Annotated in this window: 19 protein-coding genes; 4 read left to right on the forward strand and 15 right to left on the reverse strand. The window is 43.8% G+C overall.

The window, feature by feature from the left end; translation table 11 throughout:
• Positions 1-213: 213 nt before the first annotated feature.
• From AC075J_RS18480 to AC075J_RS18495, 4 genes are all read right to left on the reverse strand, one after another.
• Complete coding sequence (locus tag AC075J_RS18480) at positions 214-1,566, reverse strand: polysaccharide deacetylase family protein (RefSeq protein WP_055060424.1); 1,353 nt, start codon at positions 1,564-1,566, stop codon at positions 214-216.
• A 116-nt stretch (positions 1,567-1,682) separates the two neighbouring features.
• On the reverse strand, positions 1,683-2,963 hold the full coding sequence (tig, locus tag AC075J_RS18485; RefSeq protein WP_476390604.1) for a trigger factor: 1,281 nt from the start codon (positions 2,961-2,963) through the stop codon (positions 1,683-1,685).
• Positions 2,964-2,981: 18 nt separating this feature from the next.
• The gene (locus tag AC075J_RS18490) at positions 2,982-4,436 is read right to left on the reverse strand and encodes a polysaccharide deacetylase family protein (protein ID WP_022379935.1); all 1,455 of its coding nucleotides are present in this window, start codon (positions 4,434-4,436) and stop codon (positions 2,982-2,984) included.
• Between the two features lie 36 nt (positions 4,437-4,472).
• Entirely contained in the window at positions 4,473-6,161 is a 1,689-nt protein-coding gene (locus AC075J_RS18495) for a polysaccharide deacetylase family protein (RefSeq protein WP_022379934.1), read from the reverse strand.
• 349 nt (positions 6,162-6,510) lie between these two features.
• Here AC075J_RS18495 and AC075J_RS18500 point away from each other — a divergent pair, with 349 nt between their 5' ends.
• Positions 6,511-6,966: a hypothetical protein gene (locus tag AC075J_RS18500; protein WP_022379933.1), complete on the forward strand. Its 456-nt coding sequence runs from the start codon at positions 6,511-6,513 to the stop codon at positions 6,964-6,966.
• 123 nt (positions 6,967-7,089) lie between these two features.
• Here the strand turns inward: AC075J_RS18500 and AC075J_RS18505 are convergent, their stop codons facing one another.
• From AC075J_RS18505 to AC075J_RS18545, 9 genes are all read right to left on the reverse strand, one after another.
• Positions 7,090-7,536, reverse strand: a complete 447-nt coding sequence (locus tag AC075J_RS18505) for a YwiB family protein (RefSeq protein ID WP_020993305.1) — start codon at positions 7,534-7,536, stop codon at positions 7,090-7,092.
• Between the two features lie 81 nt (positions 7,537-7,617).
• On the reverse strand, positions 7,618-8,439 hold the full coding sequence (gene murI, locus AC075J_RS18510) for a glutamate racemase (RefSeq protein WP_008707727.1): 822 nt from the start codon (positions 8,437-8,439) through the stop codon (positions 7,618-7,620).
• A 42-nt stretch (positions 8,440-8,481) separates the two neighbouring features.
• Entirely contained in the window at positions 8,482-8,757 is a 276-nt protein-coding gene (locus AC075J_RS18515) for a hypothetical protein (protein ID WP_008707729.1), read from the reverse strand.
• Between the two features lie 130 nt (positions 8,758-8,887).
• Entirely contained in the window at positions 8,888-10,573 is a 1,686-nt protein-coding gene (locus AC075J_RS18520) for a GerAB/ArcD/ProY family transporter (protein ID WP_022379932.1), read from the reverse strand.
• Positions 10,570-12,063 carry a spore germination protein gene (locus tag AC075J_RS18525; RefSeq protein ID WP_025580665.1) on the reverse strand — a complete coding sequence of 498 codons (1,494 nt, stop codon included), beginning with the start codon at positions 12,061-12,063 and terminating at the stop codon, positions 10,570-10,572. Before AC075J_RS18525 ends, AC075J_RS18520 begins: the two co-directional genes overlap by 4 nt.
• 174 nt (positions 12,064-12,237) lie before the next feature.
• Entirely contained in the window at positions 12,238-12,957 is a 720-nt protein-coding gene (locus AC075J_RS18530) for a GntR family transcriptional regulator (RefSeq protein WP_008707732.1), read from the reverse strand.
• On the reverse strand, positions 12,947-13,825 hold the full coding sequence (ispE, locus tag AC075J_RS18535) for a 4-(cytidine 5'-diphospho)-2-C-methyl-D-erythritol kinase (protein ID WP_022379930.1): 879 nt from the start codon (positions 13,823-13,825) through the stop codon (positions 12,947-12,949). Before ispE ends, AC075J_RS18530 begins: the two co-directional genes overlap by 11 nt.
• 159 nt (positions 13,826-13,984) lie before the next feature.
• Positions 13,985-15,535 carry a DUF3794 and LysM peptidoglycan-binding domain-containing protein gene (locus tag AC075J_RS18540; RefSeq protein WP_022379929.1) on the reverse strand — a complete coding sequence of 517 codons (1,551 nt, stop codon included), beginning with the start codon at positions 15,533-15,535 and terminating at the stop codon, positions 13,985-13,987.
• Between the two features lie 22 nt (positions 15,536-15,557).
• On the reverse strand, positions 15,558-15,980 hold the full coding sequence (locus AC075J_RS18545; RefSeq protein WP_022379928.1) for a protease complex subunit PrcB family protein: 423 nt from the start codon (positions 15,978-15,980) through the stop codon (positions 15,558-15,560).
• A gap of 253 nt (positions 15,981-16,233) precedes the next feature.
• On the opposite strand from AC075J_RS18545, the gene AC075J_RS18550 reads away from it, so the two are divergent.
• Positions 16,234-16,980, forward strand: a complete 747-nt coding sequence (locus AC075J_RS18550; RefSeq protein ID WP_022379927.1) for a lysophospholipid acyltransferase family protein — start codon at positions 16,234-16,236, stop codon at positions 16,978-16,980.
• Positions 16,981-17,045: 65 nt separating this feature from the next.
• Here the strand turns inward: AC075J_RS18550 and AC075J_RS18555 are convergent, their stop codons facing one another.
• Positions 17,046-18,206 (reverse strand): recombinase family protein, encoded by a 1,161-nt coding sequence (locus tag AC075J_RS18555; RefSeq protein WP_022379926.1) that lies wholly within the window; start codon positions 18,204-18,206, stop codon positions 17,046-17,048.
• Between AC075J_RS18555 and AC075J_RS18560 the strand changes: the two genes are divergently transcribed.
• Together AC075J_RS18560 and AC075J_RS18565 are read left to right on the forward strand one after the other, a co-directional pair.
• Positions 18,190-18,492 (forward strand): hypothetical protein, encoded by a 303-nt coding sequence (locus AC075J_RS18560; protein ID WP_055060434.1) that lies wholly within the window; start codon positions 18,190-18,192, stop codon positions 18,490-18,492. The genes AC075J_RS18555 and AC075J_RS18560 overlap by 17 nt on opposite strands.
• Entirely contained in the window at positions 18,482-18,886 is a 405-nt protein-coding gene (locus tag AC075J_RS18565) for a DUF4143 domain-containing protein (protein WP_226852700.1), read from the forward strand. The genes AC075J_RS18560 and AC075J_RS18565 overlap by 11 nt, the downstream gene beginning before the upstream one ends.
• Before the next feature lie 159 nt (positions 18,887-19,045).
• On the opposite strand, the gene AC075J_RS18570 is transcribed toward AC075J_RS18565, so the two are convergent.
• Positions 19,046-19,850: RpnC/YadD family protein (locus AC075J_RS18570; protein ID WP_476390605.1), on the reverse strand; the 805-nt coding region annotated here is incomplete at its 5' end.

The raw sequence follows: 19,850 nt of genomic DNA on the forward strand, positions 1-19,850 counted from the left end.
ACTGACTTTTAGTCATTCTATAAGCCTTATTATACCAACGGACATTCCATACGTCAATTAAAAATATGTGTATATTTAACAATTTTTTTATATATTTTATGTGTTTTTTGTAAAAAACATAAAGAGCAAAGAAGTACCTTTGCTCTCTTCTTTGCTCTTTCGTATGTTCGTAATTACTCTGTATGATCCACACTGCAGGATTGCATATGTTTTTTATTCCGTTCCATCTCCGTAATCTACAGAATCATCACTGTAATCTTCCGAATCATCTGAACTTCCATCATCATAACTTCCGTCATCCGAACTTCCATCATCATAGCTTCCATCGTCTGAACTTCCATCCGAATAATCCTCACTTCCGTCTGAGGAATCTGTGCTTCCGTCAGAAGAATCTGCGCTTGCATCAGATGTACCATCTGTTCCGTCTGCAGAAGCTGCTGCATCGGAACCGCCCTGATATCCCGGCACATCTCCATTACTGAGTGTACTCGGCCAGAAATCCACATAACATGCATTCTGTAAGGTCACATTCTTGGCTTCTGCCATCTCACTTACCGTTACAAGTTTATATCCCTGTGCAATAAGATCCGGTATCAATCTCAAAGCAGCCTTTACAGATGGCTCATGAATATCATGCATCAGGATGATAGTTCCATCTGTCAGATCTCCATTCATTACTGCACTGTAATCCGCATCTGCATCCAAAAGTTTCCAGTCTTCTGTGTCCAGTGACCACATAAAGAACGGCTTATTTACAGTATTATAAATATCTGAATTTCCGTCCCCGTAAGGCGCACGCGCCACACTCGCAGCCTGGCCACATGCCTGAATCAATGCATCATCTGTATCAGAGAACTGCTTTGCAACTGCGTCAAGATCAATTGTCGTCAACTGTGTATGATCCCATGAATGACTTCCAATCTCACAACCAAGTTCCAGCATACGTTTTGGCGCATCCGGATATGAACTGACATTCTGACCAAGCATAAAGAATGTTGCATGAGCATTATTCTGTTCCAGACAATCCAGCAGTTCATCTGTATACTCTCCCGGACCATCATCAAAAGTCAGTGCCAGCATCGGACGTACCTTACTCGGATCATAAGATCCGTCTTCATTAAAGTAATAATCCTTCACTCCCTTTTCTACCCATCCTGTCTGTATATATCCGTTTTCGTCAAAAGAATAGGTAACACCATCTATATCCTGAAATCCATTTGAAAAATATGTACCATCTGTATTCTGATACCACTTTCCGTTAGCATCCTCATGCCATCCGGCTGTCATCGCGGCAATCTTATCTGTATCTGATTTACCCTTCAATGGCTGTCTCACAGCAGCATCGGAATTTGCCTGAACTTCCTCTGTATCTGCCTGAGCCTGTACAGTCTGATCACTGCTTCCGCCTCCGGCTACATGATGTGCAATCGGAATAATAATTCCTCTCACTACAAACACCACCGCCAGAATCATGCCAATAACACAAAGTCCGATCTTTGTATAATGCCTGATCATCATCTGGCGTTTTTTTCTGCGCATTCTTTCGCGCAACACCCTCTTATCCATGGTTTCCTTTCCCCGCTTCTTTTTGTTAATTAGTCCCTGACAGCGTACATCACAGTACGGAGTAATCCACTTTTATCAATAATCATAACTCATTTATCAGGTAAATACAATGCCAATTATTCACTCTGATCAACATCTTCCGTACCTAATTCCTCTTCCAGATTCTCATCTACATCTGAATTGTCCTGTCCGGAATCATCAGTATCTTCATCTGATACATTCTGATCACTGTCCTGTTCTGCATTTTCTGCCACAGCATCTGCATCATCTGCCAGCACATCACCGTTTGCGACTTTCTCACTCACACTCGCATTTTTTATAATGAACTCCTCCACTCTGAGAAGTCCGACTGATTCATCTACATAATCCTGTCCGTAAGTTCCAACCAGCTCTGCAATACTGGAAACACCCATCTGTTCTACCAGTTTATCCTGCAGCTGAAGGCTCTCTTTGTCGTCAAGTGACAGTCCCTCTGCATCCATGATCCCCTGCACGATCAGGTTCTGCTTAACCTTACCCTCTGCATACTGCTGACATTGTTCATCAAAATCATCCTGCGAAATACCTTGACTGTCTGTAAACTCTTCCAGAGTCATGTCGGCCTGTTTTGCATAAACTTCCATACTCTTCTTAAATTCAGAAACAGCCTTATCCACATCTTCCTGTGGGTATTCTTTTACTTCAGAGTTCTCAAGCACTGTACTCCATGCAGTATTCTTAAGAACCTCCTGCGCAGATTCCTTTGCGTTTTTCTCAAGTTCACTGCGAATACTCTCACGATAATCATCTACTGTTGTATAATCAGTGTTCTTTGCAACCCATTCATCTGTAAGTTCTCCTTCACGCCGCACGTTCTGCACCGTAACCTTATATATAACTTCCTCACCTGCCAGAGTTTCGTCTGCATAGTCTGACGGAAAATCAATTTTAATCTCCTTTGTGTCACCCTTTTTCATCCCGATCACACCATTTTCAAATTCCTCAAACATCTGTCCGTCGCCGATCACAAATTCATAGTTATTGGCAGTACCACCGTCAAAAGTCTGTCCGTCTTTAGTGCCTGTATAATTTACAGTCACCAGATCCCCTTCTTTTGCCGCATCAGATACAGGTTCTGCCTTATCTTTCAGATCCTCATCGATCTGCGCCTGTACATCATCGTCAGTGATCGCATCCACCGTATTGTCCAGAGTCAGTCCTTTATATTCTCCAATCGTAATATATTTCTCTACATTCTCAACAGAAACAAGACGCGTAGTTCCTGTCTCTGCTTTCTTCCCGTCAGCAGCTCCTTCTGTCTTTGTACCGTCTGTGATAACAGCACCGTCATCACCACACGCAGATGCTGTCAGTGCAAAACAAACTGCAAGCATGGCAAGATATATTTTTTTCTTCATAATAATCAATACTCCCTTCTACATTCCAGGTACCGGAGTTGGTCTTGAAGAATCCCATACTTCCGATACATCAAAAAGATCACTGAGCATTTCCGGATTATAATACATTCTGTATCCATCCAGATTTCTTCTTCCCTGTCGAAAATAATCATCTGTAATCTGTACAAAATACTGACTGGAATCTACATTACAGAAATAGCGGTATCCCTGACTCTTATAAAACTCATATTTCTCATTGTCTGCCGAATATCCTTCCCAGCTTCCGATATCCGCACCAAATGCAAAAATGATCATATCTGTTTCTCCAAGTATGGGAGCCACATATTTCTTCCATTTTTTATCATCTCTTTTCAGATCATCCAGAGAAGTGGCAGCCACATCCTTATGTCCCCATGTATGGCTTGCAAATTCCCAGCCTTCTGCCTTCATAGCCTTAGCTACCTTTTTTGCATTTTTCACTTCCTGCTTATAGTTAAAATCCGGATGATCTTCCAGGAATTTTTTCTGATCATCCTGCAGTTTTTTTCCGGTCTTATATGCAATATCCGTACGATATCCCAGAACACCGTCATAACCTGTCATTGCAAGGATTCCCTTTCTTCCATGATAGGAAAAATCCGGATGTTCTTTTACAAAAGTATCGATCAGCGGAACCATATCATAATCCCCTGTGGAAACACTTCCGTCATCCTCAATATATTCGTTCTTAACCTCACCATTGGAATCCACTACAAGTTTCGATGCGAAACCATCTCCGTCCATATAGTGATAATAACTTACATCATCCTGAGAAAGCACAAATGGAATTTTTCCCGGTGGCAGCATAATACTGCCTCTGGACATAGTTCCGTCCTCATTGATAACCGCCATGTCGTGCGGACTGACCATGACATATCCCTTATCATACATACTCTGTATGATTTTGTTAAACTCATCAATTGTTGTCATATACTGGTTATATCCATTACTGTCTGAATCCCCGTCAAATGCTCTGGCAGTGTCTTTGATCAGTGTATGGAAGAACACGTGCGTGATCTGCTCCAGCGGATATTCTGTACAGGTGGCTTTCGTATTTTCGTAATCCGAAACTGCACTCTGCATATCCGTATTACTTTCGTAATCCGGCTGACTCTTAAGCAGTTCTATGGCGCCATCATAATCATACTGTACAGCCATAAGCGCTGCCTGCTCCATAGGATTTTCCTGTTTCTCATCTGCCTCTTCTGTATCTTCGTTGTCAGTCTGCTCTCCCTCATTCAGACCATCATCCTGCTGTGTATCTTCTGTACTTTTCTCTGTATCAGCATCCTGTTCATCAATTGTCTGCTGTTCTGTTTTTTTCTCAGTTTCCGCATTTTCAGCTCTGGAACTCAGAAATGGAATATCCTGTTCAAACGGAATGAGCCCACATCCGCTTACTCCTAACGAAATACTCAAAATAGCTGCTGTTACACATGCTATCCTTTTTCTCATATATTGTCCCCTTTCAGTTATGCACAGAGATCATACTCACCCCATAGTTGGAACCGGCACCGGTCTGGAAGAATCAAACACAGACTGTGCATCAAACAGATCTGAGAGAAGTTCCGGATTATAGTACATTCTGTATCCGTCCAGATTTCTTCTTCCCTGCCGGAAATAATTACTGCGGATCTGCACAAAATACTGGCTTGAATCCACATTACAGTAATAATTATAGCCCTGGCTCTTAAGATATTCGAACTTCTCCCCCGAATAATCTTCAACACTGGTAAGATCTGCTCCAAATGCAAAAATAATAATATCTGTTCCGCCTATCAGAGGATCAACATTCTCTTTAAACTTCTGTGTATCTGCCTGTAATCTCTCCAGACTGATCTGACTTACATTCTGATGTCCCCATGTGTGGCTTGCAAACAGCCAGCCTTCATCTTTCATAGCCTGCGCTACTCTGGCTGCATTTTCTCTCTCTGTATTCAGATTAAAATCCGGATGCTCATCCAGCCATTTTACTTTATCTGCATCCAGATCATCCGGACGGGTTTCATAACTGCTGTCTGTGCGATAACCAAGAATTCCATTGTAACCGGTAAGGGCAACAATTCCTTTAGCACCTCTGTAAGAAAAATCAGGATGTTCCTCTACAAAACGATCGATCAGAGGAACCATATCATAATCGCCTACAGAAATACTGCCATCATCTTCCACATATTCATTGCGGATTTTTCCTTCCTCATCTACGATAAGTTTGGTTGCAAATCCGTCCCCGTCCATATAATGATAATAACACACATCATCCTGCGAAAGCACAAACGGTACTTTACCCGGAGGAAGGAGAATCTCCCCTGCATTCATATTCCCATTTTCATCCGCTGTCGCCATGTCATAAATGCTGACCATGACATATCCCTTATCATACATGCTCTGAGTAATCTGGTTAAATTCATCAATCGTTGTCATAACCTGATCGTAATCTCCTGACTTGTAATCCCCATCAAAAGCCTTACCGGTATCTTTGATCAGAGTATGATAAAAGACGTGTGTCACCTGGTCTAACGGCCAGGAAACGCAGGATTCCTTCTTTTTCTGATAAACCTTAACCGCATGCTGAAACTTCTCACTTGTCTGATAAGTCTCACTGTTTTGCAGCATACTTATGGCTTTATCATAATCATACTGTTTTGCAGCATACTTTGCCTGCCTGTAAAGAGTTTTGTCCTCTTCACTCAGTCCATCTGTATCCTGAACTTCAGGTGTCACCGCATTCTCAGCTTCTGCCTCTGCATTTGTCTGCTGAGCTGTTTTTTCTTCTTCTGTTTTCCTGTCTGCAGATTTCACCATCTGCGCAATCTTAACCTGCTGCTCACTGACAAAATTCTGCAGTTCTTCCCCGTAAAATCCTATTCCAATCCCAATTGCAGCGGCCGCCACCACCACTATGCAGCCTGCGATACGCAGTCTTTTTTTTCTGCGGCGAAGTTTATTGCGGCGTTCCAGTCTGGCTGCCCTACGGGCTTCATAAGCTTTATTATCATCAAAAAAGAAATCTTCGTCCTCGCTTGCTGCCGGAGGTTCTTCGTTTATCTCTTCTGTATTTGGTTTTTCTGCATTTGGTTCTTCTGCATTTAGTTCTTCTGCATTTGTCTTTTCTGTATTTACTTTTTCCTTATCTGAAAGTCGCTCCTCTTTCTTCTCAGAGTCGGGCTTTAATTCGCTCATGCTTTTCTCCTTTTTATCATATCCGTTTTTTACTCACAAATTATTCTGTCACAAAATAACTCCACAATTCCCGTTACATATATTATAACCACACATTATGATTCCATCCTGTAAAAATGTCTTTAACTGTTCCGCATATTTACCATTACTGTTCGCTCCGGCAAATATTGTCGCATTACAGTTTTGCTACAATTATAACCTTTCATAATGTAAATTTCTACCGCTTTCCATCCATTAATTCTTTTTTTGCAATTGCGTTTTACCTTATTTAATGATAAAATAATTTTTATGCAATGGACTGTCCGTACCAACAGTCCCTGTGAAAACACATACATTAGGGAGGATGCAAATGAGTACAGTAACAATAGTCCTTCTGGTCATTCTTGTTATCCTGATCGCTGCACTGATCGGTTTATATTTCTTCGGAAAAAAAGCCCAGAAGAAACAGGAAGAACAGCAGGCTCAGATTGAAGCAACTAAACAAACCGTTTCCATGCTGGTTATCGATAAAAAGAGGATGCCACTGAAAGAATCCGGACTTCCTCAGATGGTAATTGAACAGACACCTAAACTTATGCGCCGTTCCAAGCTTCCAATCGTTAAAGCTAAAATCGGACCAAAGATTGCGATCATGATCGCAGATGAGAAGGTTTTCGACCTGATTCCGCTTAAGAAAGAAATCAAAGCCGAAGTAAGCGGTCTTTATATTGTAGGCGTAAAAGGAATCCGCGGTTCCCTTCAGACACCGGCTCCCAAAAAGAAAGGTTTCTTTGCAAAATTCAAGAAAGACAAAACTGCCAGATAAATGCAGTCAGACATATAAACTAAAGGTCAGTGAATCGTGTCATCCATACACACAGATCACTGACCTTTTTCTGTTTTGATCAGACAGATATCTGCAACGAAGCAGAGAACTTACCAGATCTGATCAAATTGTAAAATTCTTACAGTCCTTTGGCTGTGCCTTAATCGCAAGATAACAGTCTGCCACATGCTCCTGGTTCATATCAAGCGCATAATCCACTTTCATATCAAGACCGCCATCACTCTCCTGCAGATTCAGATTCGTCGCCGCAATCCCCATTTCAATGGTTCCATAGGGAGTGGTATAGTAAGTCATATTCTTCTTACCCTGTTCAAAAACCATATGAACATTGACCACACCTTTCTTGCGAACCTCCATTCCCTTCCGGGAAATTTTTATGTAATTGACGGTAGGTTCTGCAAAATCCTCCATGACTTCCTCATAGCGCAGATAATGACTTCCGTTCCGGAAATAATACTGTCCCGGTACAACAATCTCCAGAGGTTCCTGTTCACCGTCTGCATCCATTGTCTGAAGTCCCCTTACATGAATCAGCACTTCTTTATCCATTCTTCTCATACTCCTGTTTTTATACTGTTCAAAACCTGTTTTTATGTATCTATATTATAACCATTCAGCAATCTGCTGTTTTTAATACTTCTCAATATCTATTTTTTTCGTCATCTCCACATCATATGGAAGAATCGAATTGGCAAATGCCTTAAACTCATCTGCCAGATCACTCACATAGAAGCGATACGGAAATTCATTCTTCTCTGTACCTTCACCGGCAAGTCCTTTTTCCTCCAGAAGCCTTCCCAGCTCCAGTGCGGTTTCATAAGCCGGATTCACCAGACATACTCCGTCTCCCATGATCTTTCTGATGGTGGAACGAAGCAATGGATAATGAGTACATCCCAATATCAGTGTATCCACCTGCTTATCCTGAAGTTCCTTCAGATATCTGGCAGCGACCTCATCAGTCACCGGATCATGAAGCCACCCTTCTTCTACCAGTGGCACAAACAGCGGACATGCTTTGCCGAAAACAGTGATCTCCGGATCCAGATGCTTCAGATACTCTGCATGTATCCCACTTCCTACAGTTCCCACAGTACCAATGATTCCTACCCTCTTATTTCTGGTCTGGGCAGCCGCCACCTTCGCACCCGGTTCTATCACGCCAATGATAGGAATGTCAAACTCATCCCTCACTGCATCCAGGGCAAAAGCGCTGGCTGTATTACATGCAACCACAATCGCCTTTACCTGCTGCTGCTGAAGAAAACGAATGATCTGCCGGGAATACCGGATGATAGTTTCTTTCGATTTACTTCCGTAAGGCACTCTCGCCGTATCACCAAAATATACGATTTTTTCTGAAGGAAGATTACGCATGATCTCACGCGCAACAGTCAGCCCTCCCACACCGGAATCAAATACTCCTATCGGTGCCTCTCTGTCTATTTTCATTGATTTCTATTCTCCATCTCTATTGATTGTCTCACTATTCTATCACCAATCAAGAGCCTGTGCAAGCCAGAAGGATATCTTTATGTCATCTTTCTGTCCTTTATTTTCCTCAGGGAACTGCGAGAAGCAGAATTTCGGGTACAATGTCCCCCACCATGCAGTAACTGCAGTCTGTTCCTGTCGTCTTTCAGCGATTTTTGCTATCTTCCCGGACATTCCCGGCATTGCTCTCATCATAAGAACACCAACAGCTGCCACGAACAGAACAAACGACAGTTTTCTTCTTAATTTTTTGTTCTTACTCTTTTTATTCATCATTGTCCCTCTCTCCTGTTATATCTTATCAGTTACCATATCTGCCTTTGTTATTTTCCTATATATTTTCTTATTTTATATGAAATTTCCAGACAGCACTTTAATATTTGGATTATGCCAATATTTTCCTGATTTATACTTCCACTTCCAGACTTCCATTTCTGATCTTCACAATCGGAAGTCGCAGGATTTTATCTTCTTTATATTTTTCATAGAAAAGCTCTCTGAGTGTCACAGCCGTAATATTTCCTCCTGACATTCTGTTTCGGATCAGTCCTGTAATATATTCTCCTGCTGATGAATTATCCTCTCCATGCCAGTTCAGGATCTCCCCTGCGTCCTCCGCTTCAAACACATAAAGATCTTCCCCCACAAAAATCTCCTGTTTCAGATAATCCAGCACCATTCTCCATCTTCCGTCCTCCACCAGTGTTCTCCCCATGACCAGAACCTGCAGATGCCCCATATCAAGAAGTTTTTCCTGTGACTGATCATACATTTTTTCAATCCGGGTGAAATCAGCACCACTGATCTGCAGAACCCGGGAACCGCCATCTTCTTCCTCTTTTCCCTGCCCCGTACTCTCAGAAAGATCCGGCATCCCATAGGTAAGACAGATTCCTTCTTCTGAGGCATCCACGCCAAGTGCCATAGGATACATTCTCTTCTCCGGTTCCACAGCCGCACCACATCCGCTCATAAAAAGACTGACTGACAAAATCCCGGTCACCACACTGACAGCCCTTTTCCTCTGCTTCCTGCGGTGTCCCTTTCCTCTGATAAACATATAAAACTGACAGATGAGAATTCCCGGGACGAAAATATGCGCCAAACACCATCCAAAATAATCCAGTATTCCTTTTCCCTCTTCTTCCAGAAGCGAAATCAGGAAAACCAGTGCCGGAAGCCAGAACCTCCCCCTACCAGGATGAGATTTCCCGATAATCTGATTTCCATAATACAGCAGACTCCCTATTGCAAAAAGCAGGCTGTAAAGCAGAAATCCCATCCACAGGATGTCAAATCTGGCCAGTACATTTCCCGGAAGATCTGCGCCTGCCAGCAGAGGCAGGACCGGATAACTTTCCGCCGCTACCCTGTCATATCCCAGAACTGCCGGAAGCAGAAGCTCCATTCCAATAAGAATCCCGCCAAGTGTCAGGATCCCTCCTGCCACCGTCTTTCCCGCACTTCCGTATTTCTCCACATTTCCCAACAGAAATGGCAGCAATGCCACCGGCGAAAAGGCACACAGAGTTCCATAAAAAGACTGACGGACATTTCTCACTGTAAGCTCCTCCCACCGGATTCCTCCCACGAGATATTCCGTTTTTGCCTGTGGCACACAAAGTATCATCATTATCATAATCCCGCCAAGAAGCAGACCACCTGATACTTCCGCCATTCTTCCTCTTCTCTGTACACCTTTGCAGGTTCCGACAGAACATACCAGAACCGCCCAGAATGCGATCCATCGGCCGGATACTCCTGTGATCAGCTTTACAGGAACCAGCCTCCTGAGAAGTGCCAGCAGATATCCTCCCGCCATCAACACATAGATCAGAAAAAAAATCCCGATCAGCCTTCCCGCAAAAGCACCTGCAGACTTTACCGGATCTTCAAATGAAGGTGTCAGCCGTATCAGCCAGATTACATAAAACCCAAGCAATATCAGCGCAAAAATCATTCCCGCCACTGCACTGATTCCGTTCATTCCACCCTTTCCGAAAACGCAGAGCATAAATGGTGCCAGTAATGCCAGTATCATCTGCCTGTACAGCTGCCTGTGGGAAATTCTGTTATTCTCTGCAAATCTCATGAACCGGACTCCTTTCTCTTCAAACGGATCTTCTGCTCCTCTCTTGCATAAAGCGGTCGTAATACCCTCTTGCGCAGCGGAACTCTCAGAACCCCTTCTCCTCTGCTGCCCTTCTGTTCTTTCTTTATAAAAGGAACCAGGTAAGGAATACCAAAACTTATCAGGCCTGCCAGGTGCCCTATAACCAGATATACTCCCAGCACGATTCCGTAAATTCCCAGATAACCTCCCAGGATCAGAAACCCATACTTCACCAGCCGAAATGCTGCTGCAAACTCTTCATTTGGAACAGTCATAGAGCCAAGCGCAGTCAACGCCACGATCATCACCACGATCGGACTCACAAGATTTGCCTCTACCGCTGCCTGTCCGATCACCAGTCCGCCAACAATGCCAATAGCATTTCCCAGAGATCCCGGAACTCTCACCCCAGCCTCCCGAATCAGTTCAAAAGCCAGTTCCAGAAAAATCAGTTCCACCACACTGGAAAAGGGCACTCCTTCCCTCGCCTCCGCAAAAGACAGTATCAGTGCAGATGGCAGAATCTGTGTATGGAAACGTATCACTGCCAGGTAAAGTCCCGGCAGAACAGTCGCCATGATCACAGCCAAATATCGCAGTATTCTGAGAAAGGAAGCCATCTCGAACCTGTGATACCAGTCCTCGCTGCTCTCCATGAAACTGCTAAAATTTCCCGGAAGGATCAATGCTTCCGGAGAATTATCACACAGAATCACAACCTTACCTTTCAGGATTTCCTGCACAGCACGATCCGGACGTTCCGTTGTCTGATACTGAGGAAAAGGAGAATACCACACATCTTCTGTCAGCTGTTCAAGCATACCGCTGTCAAGGATTCCGTCAATCTGAAATTCTTCCAGCCGTTCCTTCACTTCTTCCAGAAGTCCCTCATGTACCAGGTCATCCATGTATAACACCTGCGTTAAGGTATGAGAGCGCACACCGATTTTATATTCTTCCACCTTGAGTCTGGTATCACGAAGCCTTTTTCTTACCAGTGCACTGTTACTTTTCACACTGTCCGAAAATCCTTCCCTGGAACCCCGCAGCACCTTTTCCGATTCTGCCTCCATCACACCTGTGGATGGATAACCTTTGCTGGAGATTTTCATCGCCTTGTCATATCCATCTATGAAAAACACTGCATTCCCTGCAAGCATGGCATCTATGGACTCGTCAAGATTCTCCAGTTTCTTTACATCTGCGATCCCAAGACTGTTATGCCTGACAAATTCCTGAATATCCTCCGGCGAAATCTCCCAGAAATGATTGATCATCTTTCCAAGAGCAGAATCATCCAGCATCATGTTGGAAACCGCAACTTCTATATAGACCATAAGGCAGTCCACCTTATGTTTATCTCCCAGCCGCATGGGACGGATCAGAATGTCACTGCAATTTTCCAGCCTGCTTCGCAGATATTTCTCATTCTCCCTCAGATTTGCAGATACTTTCCGGGATTCTTCCAGTTTCTTCAATAATTTCCCACCTCGTTTCATACCGGTACATCGTTTTCGATGTACCAGACAGATCTGTTGCCAGTCGGCAATATTCCTAAACCCACTTAAATACATGGATGCGCAAAAAAAGAGAGGCATCCCGCCTCTCTTAGAATTTCCCGATATTCAGATATTATACCATTCTTATCTGTGTCCCCTGGATTTCTCTTTCTCTGCACGTTCACGTTCTGCATCCTCAGCCTCAATAGAACGCATGATAGCCATTCTCTGATTCTCGATATGCTGGAAAGAAAGCTGTTTCGCGCGTTCTACGTCACGCTCTCTGATCGCCTTTGTCAGTTCCTCATGTTCCTTCACCAGAACATCTCGTGTTTCACCTTCTTTCAGATATTCTACACGATAACGATAAATCTGCTCACGCATATTATTGAGTACCTGGATCAGCCTCTTATTATCAGAAGCCTGATAAATAACCTCATGGAATGCAACGTCAGCCTCCGCAAGCTTAACAAGATTTCCCTCTGCGATCGTATGTTCAAACTCCTTGGCAGCAAGCCAGAGTCTCCTCATTTCTTCTTCAGTCATACGGGCACATGCTTTCTCAATAGCTACATTCTCAAGAGCAATACGAACCTCCAGAACATCATTCAGATCCTTCTCTGTGATATTGGCAACCTGGGCACCACGTCTCGGGATCATCACTACCAGACCTTCCTGCTCCAGCTTACGCATTGCCTCTCTGATAGGAGTTCTGCTCACGCCAAGTCTCTCTGCCAGCGCAATCTCCATCAGTCTCTCACCAGGTTTCAGTTCGCCCTTCAGGATTGCCTGACGCAGCGTATTAAAAACCACATCCCTTAATGGAAGATATTCATTCATATTTACTGAAAAATCACTTGTCATTTGTATTCCCTCCTGCTTTCGTTACTTCTGTGGCAAAAACCGTCTTCGCCAGCCGGCTCTCTCTGAGAACCTCTGCTGCCGCCTCCATCTTCTCACGATCATCAAAAATTCCGAACACTGTAGGACCACTTCCACTCATCATCGCCTTTAACGCACCATGACTCTCCATCAGTGCTTTGATTTCGCCAATTACAGGATATTTCTCTATAATTCCCGGCTCAAAAACATTTCCCATCTTCTGTGTCATTGCCAGAAGATCTCCACGTTCTATATCTCCTATCATCCCGTCAATATCCGGATGAGAAGAAATCTTATCCAGCTGAAGGCTCTCATAGGCAGCTTTGGTGGAAACATTGATTCCGGGCTTACCGATCAGTACAAAACAGTCCGGCACCTGAGTGATCCTGGTCAATTTCTCCCCGATCCCCTCTGCCAGGGCAGTTCCTCTCATCACACAGTACGGAACATCTGCCCCGATATTCACAGCACGATCCATCAGCTCCTTCTGGCTCAGTCCCAGTTTAAAAAGCCGGTTGATCCCCACCAGTGCAGCTGCCGCATCCGAGCTTCCGCCTGCCATACCTGCTGCCACAGGAATAAATTTCTCAAGATGGATATCCACACCACCCTTAACCTGAAATTCATCCATCAGAAGCTTCGCCGCCTTATACACCAGATTTCGTTCATCATTCGGAATATAGGAATAATTGACAGACAGGGAAATCCCCGGCTTCCTCACCCTCTTCATCTCCAGAACATCATACATCTGTATCGTCTGCATGATCATCCGGACTTCATGATAGCCATCCTCTCTCTTTCTGAGAATATCCAGTCCCAGATTTATCTTCGCCAATGCACGTAAACGCATAAAATCCTCCGTTTCCAACAATATCATCCGTATATAACTGTACTTTCGCAATTATATTTGTACTTTGTATACAATAAAACTCTTTGCGCATATTTTAAATCATTTTTTTTTAGTTTTCAATATAGGAGTTTTCATTTTTTCCGGAAATTTTTTTCATTATCATCCCTGCCTGACAAGAATTAACGACTGCCCCGGCTTTACCTCTTTTTCCGTAAGACTGTTCACACCCGAAATCTCATCCACAGTTGTATAAAATTTCTTTGCAATATCCCACAGGGTATCTCCGGCCTTTACAATATAGACCGTAATTCCCGGCATACTTTCCAGTTTCTTACGATCCAGTGGCTGTTCTTCCACAGATTCAATAAGCTGCTCTTCCCACTGTCTGAACACAAGCACATTCAGTCCCACCGCCGCCTTGACTTCAATCTCATCCCCATCTGCCATTGCAGTGGAAAGCTGTTCAAGGTCAGCCTGAAGTAAATATGTGCAATCCTTCCCGATCTCTTCTGCCTCGATCAGATGGGTAAACGGAAGCATGGCATCCATAGAATAAAACGGCATTTCATCATTTCCAATAATATACAGGATCTTGAGTGCCACAATTCCTTCTGCCACAATTCCCTTATCCGTAATCCTGGTCTTATCTACTTTTACCTTACCGCTGCTGTGGCAAAGCTGCAAAACTTTTCCCTGACTCTCCTTAACTTCTATCCGGTCTGTCAGACGACACCTGGAAAAATTCCGTACCAGAAGACTTTCCAACATTTCCTTTTTCCGATGAAGAACACATTCTTTGTGTGGGCTGTATGCATCAAGAAGAAGTTCATGCTCCTCTTCCCTGTACATTTTCATATTTAATTCCAGTACCACATCCACCTGCAGGATACGTTCTTCACCATCCGGATCAGGCTTTACCTCTATCCCCTGATGAAGAAGAGACACCTCAATATGTGGGATCAGATCTTCCATACAGCCACTGCATTCCATCTCATTGGAAAAAGGCATGGTATACTCCAGCCACTGAGGTGGATTCTCCTCTTCATACCCTGTATACAGAAGAAAAACTGCAAGCTCTCCTTTCACCCGGAGTTTGTTCTCTCCCGGCCGCAGATCCAGATTCCTCGGTTCAGCCATATACCACAAAAGGTTTTCTACATTAGGTCTGTTTGACGCAAGAGTAATATCATCCTTAATGCGCAGAGTATCTTTTTTATGTACACGAAGACTCATAAGCCGGACTTTCTCCGTTTTCACAGAGACTTCCTGATCCTCTGCGGAAACCGGAAGTTCAACGACTGCCAGTTCATCTACCACTGCATAAAAAGTTACAATTGCTTTAATATTCAGTTTTCTGGAATGGATCATATGAACACTGAGATCCTCAATCTCCCATTTCAGACACAGCTTATCTCCCCCTTCGATTCCCTCCAGATTAATCATCTCATCCAGCGGAAGCTTCGCAGAAAGGCTGTAAATCCTGCCCTCTTTTTCCCCCACATAAAGCAAATCTGCATTTAATGTCCCTTTAAGAAGCGCTCTTCCTTCACTCAGCCTCACTTCCTCCATGGAAACATCCGCTTTGCTCTGCACCAGTCTCCCGATATCCGGTTTCACATCGGACACATTATAGTCCTCGTCAAAAGTCGCCTGCGCTGCCGCTTTATTTTTGATACGCAGCATCTGAATACTTTCTTTTTTTAATTCCAACCTGCTTCCTTCCTTTCTCTGTTTACTTTATGATAAAACCCAAAAATTCTATCGGTTTCTCTGTTTCTCTGATTTTCAGGACAATACAGGGATAAGACGGTTCACTGCCTGCATCCGCTTTCTCCGGACCTATCAGCCTTGTCTTGCAGAATACTGCGTTCTCTGATTCGGAAACCTCCTCCACCTGAATACTGTACCCTCCTGTAAGCTGCTCTCCATATCCCTTCATCAGATACCTTATATCTCCCACCTGATAGGTCATCTGAAATACTTTCTTTTTCTTCTGTTCCATCAGTTCTGAAATCTCTTCCGGAATTTCCTCCTGCTTTACGATCGTATATTCCAGAGGTGTACGTTCGCCCTCCTCAATCCTGATAAACTGACAGCCCGCCGGCAAAAGAGCCAACAGCAACACACAGAGCAGTCCTCCTGTCCTTTTGCCCATAATGCACCCCTGCTCATTCTTCGCTAAATATTCTATGCCGGATACAGCCCTGTTATTACCATACTCTATGCTATATATCCGACAGTAACTGCTTTTCTGCAGGAAAGAATCCTGTCCTGAGTGCTTTATTTAATGCCAAAAAATCATTATACTATGATTTATTTCTTGCAGGATATCTCATAATTCCTTATAATAACTTCTATACTTATATATGGGCATCAGCATTATATAATGCCCGGAAAGGAATTAACGAATGATACGATTTATCCTAGTCTGTATTGTTGTGATCGGATACCTGATCCTGTCCATCCCCATCCTGCTGGTCGAATGGATCATCGGCAGATTTTCTCCTGAAAAGAAGGATATCAGCTCCCTTAGGATCATCCAGGCAGTATTCCGATTTATCCTTAAGATCACCGGTGCAAAGATTACTGTGATCGGAGAAGAAAATGTGCCAAAGGACACACCTGTACTTTATATCGGCAACCACAGAAGCTACTTCGACATACTTCTTACTTACTCCCGCTGTCCGATCCGTACAGGCTACATTGCCAAAAAAGAGATGGAGAAAATTCCTCTTCTTTCCACATGGATGCGTTATCTCCACTGTCTCTTCCTTGACAGGAAAGACATCAAACAGGGACTCAAAACGATCCTGACCGCAGTAGACAAAGTAAAATCCGGAATTTCCATCTGTATTTTCCCGGAAGGAACCCGAAACAGAAATAAAGATGAGCTGGACATGCTTCCCTTCCATGAAGGAAGCTTTAAAATCGCTACCAAGGCCAATTGCCCGATCATCCCAATTGCGATCAGCAATTCAGCCAACATTTTCGAGGCACACTTCCCGAAGATATCTCCTGCAAAAGTTGTAGTAGAATACGGTAAGCCAATCTATCCGGATGAACTGAGCAAAGAAGATAAGAGGCATGTCGGAGAATATACGCAAAACGTAATTCGCGAAATGCTTATAAAGAACAAACCACTGACCGAAAAATAATAAGACTATCACCAGTCCGGCAGAGCGTAAAGACAAAAATTTACGCTCTGCCGGACTGTTATATATCAGAATTTCCATTGTATCTGGACTAATCCGGGAAATACCTTAAGTGACCTGATCATCTTATCAACTGTAAACCTCTTCTCCTCAAAATCAATCTCTCCCCACAGACTTATATTAGATGCTACCTTTTCCATCTGCTCCGGTGTCGCATGATTCTCCGCAAGCACCGATAATTTCTCCAGCTTTAACTGATGCATCTGGTCTATTTCTTCCACTCTCTGATTGATATAATCTGTCAGTGTTTCTCCGGCACCTGCCAGAGAATCCACAAGCAGAGAAATCTCCTTTTCCATTTCCTCAATCTCCCTGTAAATCTGCTTTACCTGCGGATTTTCATTTAACTTCGTATAAGTGGCAGGAGACTGTCCTTCACGCAGCTTACGTACCATCTCTTTATATACATAATTCTCCACATCTTCAGTATAAACCTTCCCGCACCCCGGGCAGGCTTTGTTGTTCAGACGCTTCGTACATCTCAGGTACTGTTTACCGGACTGTATTTTAATACTCATAAGTGCGTATCCGCAATTGCCACATTTCACTTTCCCTGCCAGCCATGTATTCACAGCTTTCCTATTGGCCTGAATCGTTTTATTTCTCATAAGCTTGATCCTGCAGTTCAGCCACTGCTCCGAAGACACAAGCCCTTCATGAGGTGCCACCACCAGCATATGACCCTTAAGATTCTGCAGCTTATCTGTCTGCGCATCCCGCCCCTGATAAAGATAACATCCATGAATCCCGTCAAACTGCTCCGGACTGCTTACTATATTGGTTCCATGGCTCCTGAAAAAACGGTACACATCCATATCAGCCCGCACATATACCGGATTTCTCAAAAGCTGGGCCAGCATGGAACGTATCAGTTCCTTTCCGTAGAACTGCACTCCCTTTTCCGCATAATATCTGGTGATATCCCCATAAGAAGTGTCCGGTTGTTCGTACATATCAAAAATTTCCCGCACAATTGCCGCTTCCCCGGGTTCTTCCACAAGCTTCTTTGTATGGATTCCTTCCATCAGGATCTCCTCAAGCCGATAACCATAAGGAGGCTTGCCGCCCATGCGAAAACCTTTCTGACTTCTGGAATAATATGCGTCGCTGACACGCTTCTGAATAGTCTCACGTTCCAGCTGCGCAAACACAATGCAGATATTTAACATTGCCTCTATCTATAAAGGTGTGGTTAACTCTGATTCTTTCTCCGTCCACGACTTTGATATCCTGACTCTGTATCCACTGGATTTTGAAGAATTTCTGTGGGCCAATGCTGAGTTTGCCCTTACAAGAGAAATCCGCAATCATTTCTCCGATTTCAGCTCAATGGGAAAGAAACTCCACGAAAAAGCCCTGTCACAGTTCCGTCTCTATCTGATCATCGGCGGAATGCCTGCTGCCATTATGGAATACAAAAAAGAAAAGAAGCTCCTGCTGGTACCTGACACCTAGCAAAAGCTCCTTACATCTGTATCCTGTTGACACCGGATTATGCTCATGCATACTGAAAATCCCTGCCTTCCAGCTTCTGTCAGGAGAAGAAACCACCGCCGGTACAGCCTGTATCGAAACCTTTCTGGCACAGCACTTTATCCGGAATGGCTATGCCCTCTCCTACTGGTCCAGCGGCAACCAGGCGGAAGTTCCCTTTTTACTGTCCAAAAACAGTCATTTTATTGCCATAGACTACCGCACCACCCCACATCAGAAATGCAGGAACCTTATGCAGCTGAATAAATCTTCTCTCTCTCCTGCACCCACGCAAATGTATTTAATCTCTGCCGAAGACTTCAGGCAAAAAGAAGCTTATCAGATCGTGCCTTTATATGCGGTATTTTGCATATAGAACGTGGCAGATACAACAGGCAAAAGCAGACTCCGGCCGATAGTTCTTCTCGCTTTCACATCTTCGGAAACGAAGAAAAAACATCTTCAGCCATATCTCTCTGATATGGCTGAAAACTTTTTACGCATTGTTAAGGCTCTTCCTGATAGAGTTTTCCATTTACCAGTATTTTTTTACATAATTAACAGCCTCTTCCTGTGACAGGGAAAATTCATTCATGATGTTTCTGACTGTATCTGTCTCACTTATATTAAAATTCCTGCAGGTCCTTACAGTCGCACGAATGCCTTCAAGGATACCTTCCCATCTGCCTTCCTGACGGCCTTCCTGTCGACCTTCCTGTCGACCTTCTTCAACACCTTCCTGTCTTAACTCTTCCAATGCATTACACATATTGATCTGTCCCCCTTTCTGCTCCGATTCCAAAGCATGGTCAATCAGTTTCTGTGATTCTGTAATGGCTCCTATCACAAGTCCAAGATCTGCCGGAATATTATGATCCCTGTAAACTTCATTGATCTTCGTATAATCCCTGGCATAGATCAAGCGGCTCACGTCAAACACCATATTTACGTCCGGATCGCTGAAACATAGTTCTCCACTTGATCTTACCTGTACCAGGTTCATACGGTAATCAGATACCAGTGATTCTATCTTTTCGGGGATCTCCAGCATATCCTTCAGGGAAAACGGACCATCCCATTCACTTTCTCCATAATATACACACAGACTAATCACCGGATGCAGCCGGTCGGTCTTCTTAAAACCTGACAGGAATTCATCCGCTGAATGGAAATCCCCGTTTTTCTTATTTACTGCTGCAATCTCATCATATTCTTTCATGTAAGAAAATGCATCTCCAACCATATGGCGCAGCGGCATCGCATAGTGGATCTTTGCCTGATTTTCCAGTCCCCAGAGAACAAAGTCCACACCATATGCCGTCTTCTTTACAACATCCAGG

Source organism: Blautia sp. ZXY-1-C6, from assembly GCF_056339875.1.